This is a genomic window from Anoxynatronum buryatiense (assembly GCF_900182905.1).
GTDB lineage: Bacteria > Bacillota > Clostridia > Peptostreptococcales > Tindalliaceae > Anoxynatronum > Anoxynatronum buryatiense.
The window spans coordinates 449,082-465,213 of record NZ_FXUF01000001.1 but is presented as its reverse complement, the minus strand read 5'-3'; the positions used below and the strand labels follow the sequence as shown (position 1 = coordinate 465,213).

At 48.3% G+C, this 16,132-nt stretch carries 14 protein-coding genes and 1 other annotated feature; of the genes, 13 read left to right on the top strand and 1 reads right to left on the bottom strand.

Annotated features, from left to right (window positions below; all coding sequences use genetic code 11):
* Nucleotides 1–51 precede the first annotated feature (51 nt).
* Nucleotides 52–546 (bottom strand): flavodoxin family protein, encoded by a 495-nt coding sequence (locus tag QOL74_RS02110; protein ID WP_283407770.1) that lies wholly within the window; start codon nucleotides 544–546, stop codon nucleotides 52–54.
* 242 nt (nucleotides 547–788) lie between these two features.
* Between QOL74_RS02110 and QOL74_RS02105 the strand changes: the two genes are divergently transcribed.
* The 13 genes from QOL74_RS02105 (at nucleotide 789) to QOL74_RS02045 (ending at nucleotide 16,129) form a co-directional block, all read left to right on the top strand.
* A complete protein-coding gene (locus QOL74_RS02105) occupies nucleotides 789–1,568 on the top strand; it encodes a SurA N-terminal domain-containing protein (RefSeq protein WP_283407769.1) in 780 nt (259 codons plus the stop codon).
* Nucleotides 1,569–1,766: 198 nt separating this feature from the next.
* Nucleotides 1,767–3,146 carry a Trk system potassium transporter TrkA gene (trkA, locus tag QOL74_RS02100; protein ID WP_283407768.1) on the top strand — a complete coding sequence of 460 codons (1,380 nt, stop codon included), beginning with the start codon at nucleotides 1,767–1,769 and terminating at the stop codon, nucleotides 3,144–3,146.
* The gene (locus QOL74_RS02095) at nucleotides 3,124–4,572 is read left to right on the top strand and encodes a TrkH family potassium uptake protein (RefSeq protein WP_283407767.1); all 1,449 of its coding nucleotides are present in this window, start codon (nucleotides 3,124–3,126) and stop codon (nucleotides 4,570–4,572) included. Before trkA ends, QOL74_RS02095 begins: the two co-directional genes overlap by 23 nt.
* Before the next feature lie 343 nt (nucleotides 4,573–4,915).
* Nucleotides 4,916–6,835 carry a threonine--tRNA ligase gene (thrS, locus tag QOL74_RS02090; protein ID WP_283407918.1) on the top strand — a complete coding sequence of 640 codons (1,920 nt, stop codon included), beginning with the start codon at nucleotides 4,916–4,918 and terminating at the stop codon, nucleotides 6,833–6,835.
* Between the two features lie 336 nt (nucleotides 6,836–7,171).
* On the top strand, nucleotides 7,172–7,678 hold the full coding sequence (gene infC, locus QOL74_RS02085) for a translation initiation factor IF-3 (protein WP_283407917.1): 507 nt from the start codon (nucleotides 7,172–7,174) through the stop codon (nucleotides 7,676–7,678).
* A 33-nt stretch (nucleotides 7,679–7,711) separates the two neighbouring features.
* Nucleotides 7,712–7,903 (top strand): 50S ribosomal protein L35, encoded by a 192-nt coding sequence (gene rpmI / locus QOL74_RS02080; protein ID WP_283407766.1) that lies wholly within the window; start codon nucleotides 7,712–7,714, stop codon nucleotides 7,901–7,903.
* Nucleotides 7,904–7,939: 36 nt separating this feature from the next.
* Nucleotides 7,940–8,299: a 50S ribosomal protein L20 gene (rplT, locus tag QOL74_RS02075; RefSeq protein WP_283407765.1), complete on the top strand. Its 360-nt coding sequence runs from the start codon at nucleotides 7,940–7,942 to the stop codon at nucleotides 8,297–8,299.
* Nucleotides 8,300–8,491: 192 nt separating this feature from the next.
* On the top strand, nucleotides 8,492–9,847 hold the full coding sequence (locus QOL74_RS02070) for a TrkH family potassium uptake protein (protein WP_283407764.1): 1,356 nt from the start codon (nucleotides 8,492–8,494) through the stop codon (nucleotides 9,845–9,847).
* A gap of 70 nt (nucleotides 9,848–9,917) precedes the next feature.
* Entirely contained in the window at nucleotides 9,918–10,568 is a 651-nt protein-coding gene (locus tag QOL74_RS02065) for a potassium channel family protein (RefSeq protein ID WP_283407763.1), read from the top strand.
* The gene (locus QOL74_RS02060) at nucleotides 10,568–11,401 is read left to right on the top strand and encodes a TrmH family RNA methyltransferase (RefSeq protein ID WP_283407762.1); all 834 of its coding nucleotides are present in this window, start codon (nucleotides 10,568–10,570) and stop codon (nucleotides 11,399–11,401) included. The genes QOL74_RS02065 and QOL74_RS02060 overlap by 1 nt, the downstream gene beginning before the upstream one ends.
* A gap of 82 nt (nucleotides 11,402–11,483) precedes the next feature.
* Nucleotides 11,484–11,738, top strand: a binding site (T-box leader).
* A 91-nt stretch (nucleotides 11,739–11,829) separates the two neighbouring features.
* Entirely contained in the window at nucleotides 11,830–12,849 is a 1,020-nt protein-coding gene (gene pheS / locus QOL74_RS02055; protein ID WP_283407761.1) for a phenylalanine--tRNA ligase subunit alpha, read from the top strand.
* A 222-nt stretch (nucleotides 12,850–13,071) separates the two neighbouring features.
* Nucleotides 13,072–15,474, top strand: a complete 2,403-nt coding sequence (gene pheT / locus QOL74_RS02050; protein WP_283407760.1) for a phenylalanine--tRNA ligase subunit beta — start codon at nucleotides 13,072–13,074, stop codon at nucleotides 15,472–15,474.
* A 121-nt stretch (nucleotides 15,475–15,595) separates the two neighbouring features.
* Complete coding sequence (locus QOL74_RS02045; RefSeq protein WP_283407759.1) at nucleotides 15,596–16,129, top strand: cell division protein ZapA; 534 nt, start codon at nucleotides 15,596–15,598, stop codon at nucleotides 16,127–16,129.
* Nucleotides 16,130–16,132: the final 3 nt, after the last annotated feature.

Here is a 16,132-nt window from a genome sequence, read left to right as displayed (position 1 = left end):
TAGCAAAGCACCCATCAGACTTCCCCGAGAAAGTGGTCTGATGGGTGCCGTTTATTGTGATAAGTGTCGTGCCCAGTCCAAAGCCCGTTGAATGCACTCCTCTGTGTGATTCTTTAAAGGCTCAAAAAAATCGATGGTATCAAGTACTTGGCTGTCAGGCAGATGAGCCTTCATATGAAGAAATGTTTTGCCATTCTGACCGCCATGGCAACTGAAAAGGGCCATTTGTTTGCCACTGAAATCAACTTCTTCAAGAAGCGTCGCAATGGGAGGCGAGTAGGTCCAGGCCCATACCGGTGTTCCGATAATAATGAGATCATAGTCCAGGGGATTGAGAGATAAAGGCATCAATGTGGGTTTTCGCTTCATCATCACCTGGCTGCCGCCCCAGAAGTATTTTGAAAAACCTTTGGAGCTGATCTCTTTTTGGGGAGCAATGGCGAGAATGTCAGCGTCAATGGCCTTTGCCATGGTTTCTGCCATGAGTTTCGTATTGCCTTCCAGTGAGTAATAGATCACCAGCTTTTTTGTTGGAGATGAACTCATATAATCAACTTCCTTTCCATTGGGCTGAGGATGGTTTGAACTGCTTGTTCATTTGGGGATACCCTGTGAAACTGTTTTTAATCACAAGACGAAAAACAGTCTGTTTTGCTGATATTCGTGCCGATGGCCTCCTTTGATGTACGTTGCTGTTTGCTGATGTGATGATCAACGATTTGCATTATTTTGTCCCATATGTTACCATGAGCCCGTAGCTTATCAGCCAAAGTGAAAGGAGCATGACAATGCACATGAACATGAAAAGTCAAAAAAATAAAAAAACCGGTATCAGGAAAATCGCAGGACTTCTGGTGCTGATGTTGATGATCACACTGCTGGCCGCCTGTGGTGGTTCTGAAGAACCGGAAGAAGTTGCTGAGGTGGAGCTTGGTGAACCTGTGGCCATGGTGAATGGCAATGCAATTTATCAGGGTTCCTTTGATCGCACCACAGACCGGATGATCTGGTCTTATGAACAACAAGGGATGGACTTCAGCGGAGAAGAAGGCGATGAACTGCGGCTGCAGGTGGAAGAAAGTGTTTTGGAACACCTGATTCAACAGGCAGTGATGCTTCAGGAGGCAGAAAAGCTATCTCTGAAAGTAGACGATGAGGCGGTAGAAAACGAGTTTGAAAATCTGAAAAGCCAGTTCGATACAGAAGAAGCTTTCAAAGATATCCTGGAACGCACCATGTTCACCGAAAGAGAACTGAAAGAAACCCTTAAAATCGAAATGACCATTGAAGCACTCTTGCAGCATGCGGTGGGTGATATGGAAGTGGAAGAGGCTGAACTGCAGGAAATGTACAGCTTCTACGAAATGCAGTATGAAATGCAGATGGAGGCCATGGAAGAAAGCGGGCAGGAACTGTCGCCGGAAGAACTGGCCATGATGGAACTGCCGCCCTATGATGAAATGAAAGAAACGCTTCGAAACCAGCTTTTGCAGGAAAAGCAGCAGGAAGCCATGATGGTCTATGTAGACGAGTTGATGGAAAGCAGCGATATTGAAAAATTCATGTAGGAAAGTCTCGGGCGCAGCGTCTTACGGCACTGCGCTTTTGTTATGGTACGGGAAAATGTGATTATAACTTTGCGCGGGCGGTTTTGTGGTTGCTGGTTTCAGTGACCTTATGATACAATACATGAACAATGCCGGTTGAGATAACGTTACGAAGGCAATCTGCAGCGATGGAAAAGATGGAAAGTGGGGAGCGGTCAAATGAAAGTGCTGATTGTGGGCATGGGCAAGTTGGGCTATCAGCTTGCAGAAGCGTTTGCCATTAAAGATAATGATGTGGTGGTGATGGACCAGAAGCAGTCAGCCCTGCAAAAGACCGCTGATCAGTTGGACGTATTGGCCATTCAGCATAACGGTGTGGAGATCACCAGTCTTAAAAAAGCCAATATTGGCGAGCTGGATCTGACCATCGCCGTGACTGATGATGATGAGACCAACATTCTCATTGCTTTTCTTTCAAAGCGCATGGGCTGTCAACGTTCCATCGCCCGGGTGCGTAACCCGGAGTACTCCCGCCAGTCAGATTTCATTAAAGAAGAAATGAATATCGACTACATTGTCAATCCAGAGCAAACCACAGCTCAGGAAATCCGCAACTATCTGTTGCGGGATATGTCCATGCATGTGGAAGATTTTGCTCAGGGAAGAATCGTGATGGCAGATGTTCATGTTAATCATATGTGTAACATTGCCGGATATCAGTTAAAAGATCTGAATATCCGGGAAAAGGTGCTGGTGGCCGCCATTGTAAGGGAAGGCGACATTCTGATCCCGCACGGGGAAACCCTGATTGAAGAAACAGATGTGCTTTACCTCATTGGAGAAAGCGAAGATGTTGCCAGTTTTTCAGGGCGGTGCGGTGTTTCCACTGACAAAAAAGAAGTGGATCATGTGGTGATTTTGGGTGGCGGTCGCATTGGATACTACCTGACTGAATACCTGGTGGATCTGGGAATGAACATTAAAATTATTGAAAGTAATCGGGAACGGTGCAAATACCTGGCAGAAACCTTCGGGAATGTGCTGGTCATCAACGGAGACGGTACCGATATCAACCTGTTGAAAGAGGAAGGGGTTTTTGGAGCAGATGCGCTGATTTGCCTCACGGGGCTGGACGAGGAAAATCTTCTGCTGGCACTGCTGGCCAAACAGTTCGGCATGAAGCACGTGATTTCAAAAGTGAGTCGCCCCAATTATATTCCCATCATCGAAAAACTGGGGGTTGATGTGGCGGTGAATCCGGTGACCATCACAGCCAGTGAAATTCTCCGATATGTGCTGGGGGGCAAAGTGGCTTCCATCTCGTTGTTACTGGGCGGCTCGGCAGAAGCACTGGAAATTGTCATTAAACCAGAGGCCTATGTTACCCGGGATCAGCTTCAGTATCTGGAACTTCCCAAAGGCATCATCATTGGGGCGGTGCTTCGGGGCGATGATGTACTTATTCCCGACGGTACCACTCACATACAGCCGGAAGACCGGATCGTCGTCTTTATTCTAAGTGGAGAAATGTCCCGGATTGAAGAATATTTTTATCCACCCAGGAGAGGATTCTTAAGTGAACTATGGAATTATCGCTAAGGTTATTGGGAGCTTATTGATTTTTGAAGCCATCATGTTTGCCCCGGCCATGCTGGTGGGGCTGCTATATGATGAAACCAGCGCCATTGTGTTTTTGGGTGTTATGCTGCTCACCCTCACAGTGGGTTTGGTGTTGCAAAAAATCAGCGGTTCATCCAAAAGCATTCGGGCAAAAGAAGCACTGATCATTGTGGCTGGCGGGTGGCTGGCCGTTTCTTTTTTTGGCGCTCTCCCATTTTATTTTTCCGGCTCTATTCCATCAATGATGGATGCCTTTTTTGAAACCATGTCAGGATTAACCACTACCGGTGCCACCATTCTGGAAGAAATTGAAAGCCTTGACAGAGGCATTCTTTTCTGGCGGTCCTTTACTCACTGGCTGGGGGGCATGGGAATTCTGGTGTTAACACTGGCGGTTCTTCCAGCGCTTGGCGTGGGAGGGTTTCAGATTTTCAAGGCAGAAACGCCGGGACCGGTGGCGGATAAACTGGCACCCAAAATGAAACACACGGCCACCATTCTCTATACGGCTTATTTGGGAATCACATTGCTGGAAACAGTGCTGCTGATGTTTGGCGGGTTATCACTGTATGAGGCTTTGGTGCACACCTTCGGTACCGTGGGCACCGGGGGTTTTTCAACCCTGAATGCCAGTATTGGGGGGTATCACAGTGCCTATGTGCAATGGGTGATTGCCATTTTCATGGTGGCCTCCGGCATCAACTTCTCTCTGTATTATGCACTCTACCGCAACCGGCTGCGGGATATTTACCAAAATGAGGAGCTGCGATTCTATCTGCTGATCATTGGCACTGCCACGCTGCTGATCTTTTTCAATCTACAGTGGGAGTATCATGGCAGCGTCTTTACCACGCTGCGCCACGCCTTTTTTCAGGTGGCCTCCATCACCACCACCACCGGCTATGCCACGGTGGACTATGAAGTGTGGCCCCAGTTCAGCCAGTCCATTCTCTTTTTCCTCATGTTTGTGGGTGGGTGTGCCGGTTCCACCGGTGGCTCCATCAAGGTGATTCGTTTGCTGGTATTGGTGAAGTTGATTAAGCGGGAAATCATGCGTATTCTGCATCCCCGGGCAGTGGTGCCGGTGCGCATTCATCACCGGATGTTGGAGCCTGATGTGATTGCCAGCGTCACCAGCTTCTACATTCTTTACCTGCTGATTATGGCAGTGGGAACCATGCTGCTCAGTCTTGAAGGGCTGGACCTGACCAGTGCATTCAGTGCGGTGGCCGCCACCCTTGGAAACATTGGGCCTGGTTTCGGTTTTGTGGGGCCCGCACAGAACTATGCTGCTTTCAGCATGCCTGCCAAAGGACTCATGTCTCTTTTTATGCTCATGGGACGGCTGGAGCTTTTCACCGTTTTTATACTCATAACTCCCGACTTTTGGAAAGAACAGGCATAGTTTCTTGACAGATCATATAGTTTCTTGACAGATCAAAAGAGCAGGCGTATAATCAGTCATATAAATGAAACCTTCAGAATAGCCATGACACGGGACATGTCTCGGGCATTTCTTCAGTTGACAGAGAAAAGACGACCTGGCTGAAAGCGTCTTACTGACAGAATCCTGAGGTACCATCCGAATAGCTGCTTTCATTAATTGAGAGCCGGTGACTCCGTTATCGTCTTAATGAGATGACTGACCAGAATACAGTCAATTCAGGTGGAACCGCGAACCCTTTTCGCCCTGATCCCAGGGAGTGAAGGGTTTTTTGATGATTGAAAAAGGAGGAACAAAGATGTCTATGATTAAAGTGACACTCAAAGACGGCACTGTCCGGGAATACCCCAAAGGAGTAACTGTTCAGCAGGTGGCAGAAGATATCAGCCCTGGATTGGCAAGGGCGGCCATAGGCGGCGAAATTAACGGCGAGCCGGTGGATTATGTCACGGCACTGGAGTCAGATGTTGAATTAAGCTTGGTGAAATTTGAAGATGAAGCAGGAAAGGTCTTTCTGCGGCATACAGGTTCCCACATTCTGGCCCAGGCAGTGAAGCGCCTTCATCCAGAGGCAAAACTGGCCATTGGCCCTGCCATCAAAGACGGGTTTTACTATGACATTGATACAGATCACTCTTTCACACCGGAGGATCTGGAAATAATTGAAGCCGAGATGAAAAAAATCATTAAAGAAGATCATAAAGTCTCCCGCTTTGAACTGCCCCGGGATGAAGCCATTGATTTCGTGAAGAAACACGGGGAAGACTATAAAGTGGAGCTTATCGAAGACCTGCCGGAAGATGCGCCCATTTCGTTTTATCAGCAGGGAGAGTTTGTTGATCTCTGTGCCGGTCCGCATGCTCCTTCCACCGGACGGGTGAAGGCCGTGAAGTTGATGAGTGTGGCAGGTGCCTACTGGCGGGGCAGTGAGAAGAACAAAATGTTGCAACGGATTTACGGCACGGCATTTGACAAAAAAACGGATCTGCAGGACTATCTTGACAAGATGGAAGAGGCTAAGAAACGGGACCATCGGAAAATCGGCAAAGAGATGGATCTTTTCAGCATTCAGGAAGAAGGCCCGGGCTTTCCTTTCTTCCACCCCAAGGGCATGGTCATTCGTAATGAACTGGAAAATTTCTGGCGCTATGAACATGTAAAAAGGGGATACGATGAAATCAAAACCCCTATTATTCTCAACGAAGACCTGTGGCATCAGTCCGGCCACTGGGATCATTACCAGGAAAATATGTACTTCACACAGATTGATGAAGGTAATTATGCCGTCAAGCCCATGAACTGCCCCGGTTCCATTCTGGTATTCAAACGTAAAATGTACAGTTACCGGGACTTGCCTCTTCGCATGGGTGAACTGGGATTGGTGCATCGCCACGAAATGTCGGGCGTTCTCCATGGGCTCATGCGGGTACGTTGCTTCACACAGGACGATGCCCATATCTTCATGCTGCCGGAGCAGATTAAAGACGAAATTATCGGGGTTATTGACTTTGTTGACTACGTTTATAAAATGTTCGGATACAAATATCATGTGGAACTCTCCACCAGACCTGAAGATTCCATGGGAACCCAGGAAGAGTGGGATCTGGCCACGGAGGCGTTGCGGGAAGCCCTGGATGCCCGGGGACTGGCCTATAAAATCAATGAAGGTGACGGCGCGTTCTATGGCCCTAAAATTGATTTCCATCTGGAAGACTGCATTGGCAGAACGTGGCAGTGTGGCACTATTCAGCTTGATTTCCAGATGCCCCAGCGTTTTGATATCAATTATGTGGGTGCAGATGGCGAGAAGCACCGTCCCATTATGATTCACCGTGTTATTTTCGGCAGCATTGAGCGGTTTATTGGGATTCTCATCGAGCATTTTGCAGGCAAGTTTCCATTGTGGCTGGCACCGGTGCAGGCACGCATATTGCCCATCTCTGAACGACATTATGATGCGGCTAAAGTGTTGAAGCAGCAGCTGGCACAAGCAGGAATCAGAGTGGAACTGGATGACCGCAATGAAAAAATCGGATATAAAATTCGGGAAGCCCAGCTTCAGAAAGTGCCGTATATGATGATTATGGGAGACCGGGAAGTGGAAGAAAACAAGGTGAATTTGCGGAGTCGTGACCGTGGTGAGCTGGGTGCTGTGGATGTTGATGAGTTAATGGCTTCACTGATCAAGGAAATTCAGGAGAAGCAGTTACCTCAGGAAGCATAACAGGTTAGACGGTTTTTTCCATCAGATTTTAATAATATCATCACAGGCATTGACATTTGATAGATAACCTGATAAACTGTTTAATTGTCAAGAACAACAAGTAGAACGATCCGTTTCTCACCCTGCGGTAGCGACTCGACAGGGTCCATGACTGGTGCTTTCGATGGTGCTTGATGCCGGCAAATGAACGGCAGACGCAGGTGACTATCACTTCCCGGGTGTAAAGGGATTGGCTCTGAAAGCAACAGTAAATGAAGAAACAGAAGCGGATTGGTCCTATGACCGATCCGCTTTTTATAGTCGCACTGTCAACAGAGTACAGGGAGGTGTCATACGATTAAAGAACTGCAAATTAATGAACAAATCAGGGACAAAGAGGTCAGACTGACAGATCAGAATGGTGAACAGCTGGGAATTGTATCTGGCAAAGATGCATTGCAGATGGCCATCGACCGAAATCTTGATCTGGTGAAAATTGCGCCCATGGCCAAGCCGCCGGTTTGCCGCATTATGGATTACGGCAAATACAAATACGAGCAGGCCAAAAAGGAAAAGGAAGCTCGCAAAAACCAGAAAGTGGTCAATGTGAAAGAAATTCGCCTCAGCCCCAACATTGAAGAACATGACATGCAGGTAAAAGCCAATCAGGCCATTAAGTTTCTGAAGGCCGGCGACAAAGTGAAAGTTACCCTGCGTTTCCGGGGGCGTCAGTTGGCCAACATTGGCCTTGGGCAGCGGGTGATGGATGCTTTCAAAGAGATATTAAGTGAAGCGGGGAATGTGGAAAAGGCGGCCAAGATGGAAGGTCGTCAGTTAATCATGTTCATTGCCCCCAAGCCATAAATAAGTGAACTTGCAAACAAGGAGGAAAACACAATGCCAAAAATGAAGACTCACCGTGGCGCTGCCAAGCGTTTCAAGAAAACAAAATCAGGGTTCATTAAACGTGCAAAGGCATTCAAAAGCCATATTCTGACGAAAAAGTCAGCCAAGCGCAAACGGAACCTGCGTAAAGCCACATCTGTTTTCAAAGGCGAGCTGAGAGCAGTACGTCAGATGATTCAATAAGCGAAGACGGAAAGTCAAAAGAGGAGGATCAACACAATGGCTAGAATTAAAAAGGCAGTGAATGCCAAGAAAAAGCATAGAAAAATCCTGAAGTTGGCGAAAGGCTACCGCGGTGCCCGAAGCAAACTGTTTAAAACAGCTAACCAGACAGTGATGAAGGCTCTGAGCCATGCATACAAAGGCCGCAAACTGAAAAAACGTGATTTCAGAAAACTGTGGATTACCCGTATCAATGCGGCCACCCGTATGAACGGCATGTCTTATTCCCGTTTCATGAATGGTCTGAAACTGGCGGGTATTGAAATGAACCGTAAGATGCTGGCAGAAATGGCCATCCATGACAAAGAAGGTTTCTCACAGCTGGTGGAACTTTCCAAGAATAAGTTAAACGCTTAAAGCAAAACAAGTTGAAGTGAAGAGCCCTTGGAGGGGAACGAAACCATTCGTCCCCACGGGGGCTTTAATCGTTTTTTTTAGGGTCGTGGAAACAGGATCTTTCTCTTTTCAGGTGTTGAGACATCTGATATAGTAATAGCAGAAACAGGGGCCAACGTATGGCTGACGACATCATGAAAAGGAAGGCAGAACATGAATAGTAATGAGTTGAAAAGCAGATTATATCTAAATCCGGCACGTATTTTGGTAATGGGATTTGCGGCGGTGATTTTGGTGGGAATGAGTTTGTTGATGCTGCCAGCAGCATCCATTGATCAAACGTCTGTCGGATTTGTGGATGCTCTGTTTACGGCCACATCAGCGGTATGTGTGACAGGACTTGTGGTGGTGGATACGGGCACGCACTGGACCGTCTTTGGAAAGACAGTGATAGCCTTTTTGATTCAAATTGGCGGTATCGGATTCATGAGCATGGCGACTCTTTTTGCGGTCATACTGGGGAAAAGAATCTCTTTAAAAGAACGGCTGCTGATCCAGCAGGCGGTGGGACAAAACACACTTTCAGGGGTGGTGCGCTTTTCACTTTATCTGTTGGCGCTGACCTTTGGGTTGGAACTGGTGGGTGCACTGCTTCTTTCGTTTCGTTTTGTGCCTGAATACGGCCTGGCCACAGGCGTTGGCTATGCAGTGTTTCATGCGGTCTCTGCCTTCTGCAATGCAGGTTTTGACTTAATTGGAGATGGGCGCAGTCTGACTCCCTATGTGTCAGATCCTCTGGTGAACTTTACCGTAGGAGGACTGGTGATTTTGGGGGGCTTGGGCTTTACGGTGGTGTTAGACATCATTAATCATTATAAAACGCGCCGCTATGCTTTACATACCAGGCTGGTTCTTATGATGACAGTCATTTTGCTGGCGGGCGGAACTTGCTTATTTCTGTTGCTGGAATGGAATAATCCGGAAACGATGGGAAATTTGCATTTTCTTGAAAAAGTGCAGGCAGGGTTTTTTCAATCACTGACAACACGAACAGCGGGATTCAATACCGTAGATACCGCAAGTCTCACTACGGCATCCCAGCTCCTGACAGTTATACTGATGTTCATCGGCGGATCACCTGCTTCAACAGCGGGAGGAATTAAAACCGTTACTTTTGGTGTCATGTTGATCATGGCTGTTTCCGTTATCCAGGGCAAAGAAAACGTGGAGATTTTCCGGCGAAAAATCCCCTTTGACATAGTTAATCGGGCGGTGACCATTCTGGTCATTGGGTTGTTGATGGTGGTGATGGTCACCATGGGATTATCGATCATGGAGCCACACTTTTCTTTTATGGAAATCTTATTTGAGGTAACTTCTGCTTTTGGAACAGTAGGCCTTTCCACTGGAATCACCTCCATGCTCAGCACACCGGGAAAGGTGCTGCTGATTATCACCATGTTTGCCGGCAGGGTGGGAACACTTACCATCGCCTTTGCACTGGCCAGCCGTCAGAGCCGGTATCAGAACCTGGTACATTATGCCGAAGAGCGGGTGATGGTGGGATAACAAATAGCGGGAACTGCCTTCCAAAGTGTCAGCGATTGGTTTGGAATGATAAATGTGGGGAGGAACAGAAATGAAGCAATTTGCGGTTATTGGCTGTGGCCGCTTTGGGACGGCTGTTGCCAAGACATTGTATAAAAACGGGTATGACGTGTTGGCCATTGATGAGTGCGCTGACATTGTGCAGCATCTTTCAGAGAGTGTGACCCATGCGGCCAGTATCGACGTAAAAGATGAACATGCCCTGCGGGCTGTGGGAATGCGCAACATTGATGTGGCTATTATTGCCATTGGCTCAGATATCAAAGCCTCCATCATGGCAACACTGGTGGTTAAGGAGCTGGGTGTCAAATATGTGGTGGCCAAGGCCCAGGACGAACTGCATGCCAAGGTACTCTATAAAATAGGGGCAGACAGGGTAATTTTTCCCGAACGCGACATGGGCGTGCGTCTGGCGTATAACCTTACTTCCACCAACATACTGGATTACATTGAACTGGCACCGGACTACAGCATTATGGAAATTACCGCCCCGGAAAAATGGATTGATAAAACCCTGCAGGAGGCCAATGTACGGTCAAAATATGGTCTTAGTGTGTTGGCTGTCAAACATGGGGAAGCCATCAACGTTTCGCCCCATGCGGATGCCGTTGTGCGACGTGGAGATGTGCTGGTGGTGGTGGGTTTAAATGATGACTTGCAAAAGGTACAGGAGAAAGTCTGATGAGATTAATTGGAATCAGCAGCACTGCCAATGAGATCTGTAAGAAAACAATTGCCCTCCACCAACGGCGCCATCGTCGGGAGCAGGGGCTTTTTCTGCTGGAAGGCTTCGGTGGCATACAGGATGCCCTGAAAGGCGGCTGGGAACCGGTTTATTTTATAGCTGATCATGGATTCATCAGCCGGGAAGAAAATCAATCCTTGATCCAACACCTTTCAGCATTTCGAATTCCTGGATATGAAATGCCTTCACACTTGATGAAACGAATGGCAGATACAGAGCATCCTCAGGGGGTGCTGGCGGTCTTTCGTCAACCAGTTCACCAGGTACAACAATTGCTGGAGAAACCCTGTGGATTTTGGCTGATGCTGGATCGTATTCAGGATCCGGGAAATTTGGGAACCCTGATTCGCTCGGCAGAAGCTGCCGGATTGGCGGGAGTGCTGCTCACCCACGGTTCCACAGATCCATATAATCCCAAGGCTCTTCGGGCGGCTACCGGGGCTGTCTTGCATTTGCCGGTGATTGAGTTATCAGAAGCCGATTCTGACGGTATCAGCCTAAAAAAAGCGGGTTTGCGTTTAGTGGGGGCGGCTCTTGAAGGCGGCAGTTCATGTTATGAGCAGAGTTATCAAAGTCCATTGGTATTAGTGATCGGCAATGAAGCCAAAGGAATCGGTGATGCTCTCATGAGAAACCTGGACCAGCGGGTGACCATTCCCATGAAAGGGGCGATCCAATCTCTGAATGCGGCCATCGCAGGCAGTATTCTCATGTTTCATCTCGCCCGGGAACTGAACAACCCTTCAGGGGAAGCCTCTTGTATTCCCTGAGAGCCTGTGGTATAATCGGTTCGATAGAATCTGGATATCATCGCTGTCAAGCTGTGAAAACGGTGACGTAGCGGCGAAAGATTCAAAGGCTGTGAATGGGAAAGTACATCACAGAGGAGCTTCGAAAGAGAAAGGTGCCTCCGGCTGAAAGCACCTGATCCTCACTGTGATGGAAGTTCGCCCGGGAGCTGCGGTGCTGAACCTGTCAGTAGGCATCGACGAAAAGACCACGTTACGGTTATGAGAGATTGACGGTGTCACAGGCCCCCTGATGGGTCGGTGGTTGAATTGCCGTCGGTTATAAGGGTGGTACCGCGGAACAGCTTTCGTCCCTTCAGGGAGACGAGGGCTTTTTTTGTTACCTGAAACACCTGATGTATCATCAGCACAGCGGAGCATAATCATCCACTTGAAGGGAGTTTATGGAGATGGAAAAAAATTTGAAACAACTGGAGATCGAAGCAAGAGAAGTGTTGCAGGCTGCCAGAGATGCCAAAGAGCTGGAGAACCTCCGAGTGAAGTATCTGGGGAAAAAAGGCTCACTCACCGAGTTGTTGAGAAGTATGGGAAGCCTGCCAAAGGAAGAACGACCCCGCATGGGCCAGGTGGCCAACGAAGTGCGGGAGGCGGTGGAGGCAGCCATGAATGCAGCACGGGATCGTATTGGCCGTTTGGAAATGGAGGCACGGATTGCCCGGGAAACCATTGATATCACCATGCCTGGGAAAGTATTCTCCCAGGGAACCAAGCATCCGCTGACTCAAACCCTTGATGAATTGAAAGAAGTATTTATCGGCATGGGATTCACTGTAGCAGAAGGACCTGAAGTGGAAACGGTTGTCAATAATTTTGACATGCTCAATGCTCCGGCAAATCACCCTTCCCGGGAGATGACGGATACCTTTTATATTAACGAACAGGTGATTTTAAGACCACAGACATCGCCGGTCCAGGTGCGGGTGATGAAAAGCACCAAGCCACCGATCCGCATCATTGCACCGGGACGTTGTTTTCGAAACGATACCCCTGATGCCACCCATTCTCCCATGTTTAATCAGCTGGAAGGACTGGTGGTGGATAAGGGCAGCACTCTGGGGGATCTGAAGGGCAGTCTCGAAATTTTTGCGCGACACCTTTTTGGAGAACACACACAGATCAAATTTCGACCCCACTATTTTCCCTTCACCGAACCCAGTGCTGAAGTTGATGTTACCTGCTTTAAATGTCAGGGAGAAGGCTGTAGTGTCTGCAAAGGCAGTGGGTGGATCGAACTGCTGGGCGCCGGAATGGTGCACCCCAACGTGTTGCGCAACTGCGGTATCGACCCTGAAACATACAGCGGCTGGGCATTTGGAATGGGAATTGATCGGATCGCCATGCAGAAATACGGCATTGATGATATTCGGCTGCTCTATGAAAATGATCTGCGCTTCCTTTCACAGTTCTAAGGAAGAATCTGCTAACTGACGATCCTTAAGAAGAAAAAAAGCTGACTGAAGTTCCGATGATGATCTGAATGACGTGTTAGGCAGCCGGAAATGGCGTTGCACGGTGGTATATGCTCTCTGGTTCCACTTTCCATTTTCGGTGTTGCACCTGTGGACTCCAGCAGCATGAGGCAATGGGGTGGGTGCTGCAAAGAAGAACTGATGATATGAGGAGGAGTAGCGATGCTGGTACCTGTTAAATGGCTGGAGGAATATGTGACTTTATCAATGGATACAAAAGAATTTGCTGATCAAATGACCATGTCGGGATCAAAAGTGGAAGAGGTCAGAAATTGGGGAGAAAATCTGGAAAAATTGGTGATTGGAAAAATTCTGTCCATCCAACCACATCCCAATGCTGATAAGCTGGTGGTGACCCACTTGGATATAGGAGAAGAGAAACCGCTGCAAATTGTCACCGGTGCCACCAATATCAAAGAAGGCGATACAGTACCGGTTGCTCTTGAAGGCACCACACTTCCCAATGGAGTGACCATTGTGGGAGAAGACTTGAGGGGTGAGGCATCTCAGGGGATGATGTGCTCCCATGATGAACTGGGAATCACCAAGAACCTGATTCCCGAAAGTATGAAAGATGGCATCTGGATTTTGGATGAAAAGACACCAGGCAGCCGGTTTATTGATGCACTTCCGGCAGTGGACCAAATTATCGAATTTGAAATCACTTCAAACCGACCTGATTGTATGAGTGTGATCGGTATTGCCAGAGAGGCAGCAGCCACCGTTGGCGAAACGCTTAAAGTGCCTGCAATCACCCTTGAAGAAGCTGGAACTGATTGGACAGATACTGCCAGTGTACGTATTGATGATCCTGAAGGCTGTCGTCGTTATGTGGCACGAAAAGTGGAGAATATTGTGATACGCCAGTCACCCCAGTGGCTTCAGCAACGATTGATGCAGGCAGGGGTGCGGCCCATCAACAATGTGGTGGATGTCACCAACTATGTGATGCTGGAAATGGGGCAGCCGCTTCACGCTTTTGATGCAGCCATTGTTGCCCGGCAATCCATCGTTGTTCGCCGTGCAAAACCGGACGAAACCACCAAGACCCTGGATGGTACTCTGCGTAAGCTCAATGACCAGATGACCCTCATCACCGACTCGGAAAAAGTGCTGGGGATTGCCGGCGTTATGGGTGGTGAAAATTCAGAGGTGACGACAGAAACCCGTGCCATTATATTGGAATCAGCCTGCTTCAACGCTGACCGCATCAGAAAGACCTCTCAGCAGTTAGGTCTTCGTACAGAAGCCTCTGCCAGGTTTGAAAAAGGACAAGATCCTGAGCTATCTCTCATGGCAGCCAACCGGGCGTGTCAATTACTGGAAGAGCTTGAAGCCGGGCAGGTATGCCCGGGTGTTATTGATGTGTACCCTCAGCCGGCAACTCCCAGGGAAAACACCCTTCGGCCGCATCGGGTGAATGCGTTGCTGGGTACTGATTTAAAAGTGTCTGAGATGGTGGAAATCCTCCATGCACTGGAAATAAAAGCTCATGAAGCAGATGAATTAATTCACATTACCGTGCCCACTTTCCGGGATGATCTTGTTCAGGAGGCGGATTTCATTGAGGAAATCGGCCGCATTTATGGCTATGACAAGATCAAGGCAACTCTGATGACAGGAGATATCATGGTGGGGGGGCTCTCTCACCGGCAGAAAATGGAGGAAGTTTTGAAGCGCACCATGAGTGGGCTGGGTTGTTATGAAGCCGCCACCTACTCCTTTGTCAGTCCTTCAGGTGTCGATCTCATCAGATTGCCTGAGGACAGCTTCAAACGGGATTTTGTTCGGTTGTTGAATCCCCTTGGTGACGAAACCAGTGTGATGCGCACCACACTTTTACCCAACATGATGGAAGTGTTGCGTCGCAATGTGAGTCGTTCAGTACCTGCGGGCAGCTTCTATGAAATTGGCCAAGTATTTTACGGCCAACTGGATGAAGCAAAAGCGGTGCTGCCTTTGGAAGTCAAAGAGCTGGTGATGGGAATTTATGGAGAGGGAAATGATTTCTTCGTCCTGAAGGGAATGCTGATTCATCTATTCAAGACATTGGGACTGGCATCGCCCGATTTTGAACGGGAATCCAACCACCCCACCTTTCATCCCGGACGTTGTGCCAATATATATGTAGGTGATCAACTGATGGGAACCCTTGGAGAAATTCATCCTCTTGTTGCCGCCAACTATGATATGGACGATGTAAGGGTTTTTGTGGCAGAAATTAATGGCGATGCCGTACTGGCAATGGCAAAAATAGATCCTCTCTACAAACCCCTGCCCCGTTACCCGGCGGTTGTTCGTGATCTGGCAGTGGTGGTGGATAAAATGTTGTCGGTGCAAACCATCGAAATCCTCATACGTCGCCAGGCGGGTGAACTGCTGGAAGACTGCCGCCTTTTTGATGTATATCAGGGAGCGCAGGTGGGCGAAAACCAAAAAAGCGTGGCTTACACCCTCACCTTCCGTCACAATGAACGTACCCTGAAGGACAAGGAAGTGAACCAGTGCTATGATGCAGTGGTGTCATCTCTCAAGAAAGAACTGAATGCAGTCCTGCGGGCATAAACCCCATGAACCTTAACAAGAAGCGGCATGCCATTACGCATGCCGCTTTTGGCAAGCTTTTCACAGCTCCAAAGGTGTGTTATAATGTAGGTCATTAATCCGGGCCAAGGGGTGAGAAACGGTGTCAGAAAAGAAAAACCGTGTACTGATACGCATCAACGGACAAGAGTATCCCATTGCAGGTAAGGAATCCAAAGAATACCTGATTCGGGTGGGATCCTATGTGGATGAAAAAATGCAGGAAGTCAGTCGTCTCAACCGCCAGCTGAGCGTTTCGCAGATCTCAGTACTCACAGCCATCAATGTGGCAGATGAAATGCTGAAGCTGAGAGATGCCTACGAGACATTGCAGCACACAAAACCCCCGACAAATGAAGAACTAAGCAATGTGAAACAAGAGCTGGATCAAAAAAACGGTTCGCTTCAGCAAGAAAAGGAATACTCACGCACACTGCAGCGAAAACTGAACAATGTGAAACAGGATCAGGAAAAACTGCGGGAAAGCAACCAACAGCTATTGAGACAGCTGCGAGAAAAAGATCAGGAGCTTGTCAACGCTCAGGAAATTATCGGAGATCTGCAAGAGCAGCTGTATGAAAATCAGATGAAAGTGGCTACTTTGGAGAAACAGCAGGGGCAGACAGCCGAGGCTTAGTAT

Coding starts and splice junctions, on each gene's coding strand:
- QOL74_RS02110 (WP_283407770.1), bottom strand. CDS start 546: ATGAGTTCATCTCCAACAAAAAAGCTGGTGATCTATTACTCACTGGAA.
- QOL74_RS02105 (WP_283407769.1), top strand. CDS start 789: ATGCACATGAACATGAAAAGTCAAAAAAATAAAAAAACCGGTATCAGG.
- trkA (WP_283407768.1), top strand. CDS start 1,767: ATGAAAGTGCTGATTGTGGGCATGGGCAAGTTGGGCTATCAGCTTGCA.
- thrS (WP_283407918.1), top strand. CDS start 4,916: ATGATTAAAGTGACACTCAAAGACGGCACTGTCCGGGAATACCCCAAA.
- rpmI (WP_283407766.1), top strand. CDS start 7,712: ATGCCAAAAATGAAGACTCACCGTGGCGCTGCCAAGCGTTTCAAGAAA.
- rplT (WP_283407765.1), top strand. CDS start 7,940: ATGGCTAGAATTAAAAAGGCAGTGAATGCCAAGAAAAAGCATAGAAAA.
- QOL74_RS02070 (WP_283407764.1), top strand. CDS start 8,492: ATGAATAGTAATGAGTTGAAAAGCAGATTATATCTAAATCCGGCACGT.
- QOL74_RS02065 (WP_283407763.1), top strand. CDS start 9,918: ATGAAGCAATTTGCGGTTATTGGCTGTGGCCGCTTTGGGACGGCTGTT.
- QOL74_RS02060 (WP_283407762.1), top strand. CDS start 10,568: ATGAGATTAATTGGAATCAGCAGCACTGCCAATGAGATCTGTAAGAAA.
- pheS (WP_283407761.1), top strand. CDS start 11,830: ATGGAAAAAAATTTGAAACAACTGGAGATCGAAGCAAGAGAAGTGTTG.
- pheT (WP_283407760.1), top strand. CDS start 13,072: ATGCTGGTACCTGTTAAATGGCTGGAGGAATATGTGACTTTATCAATG.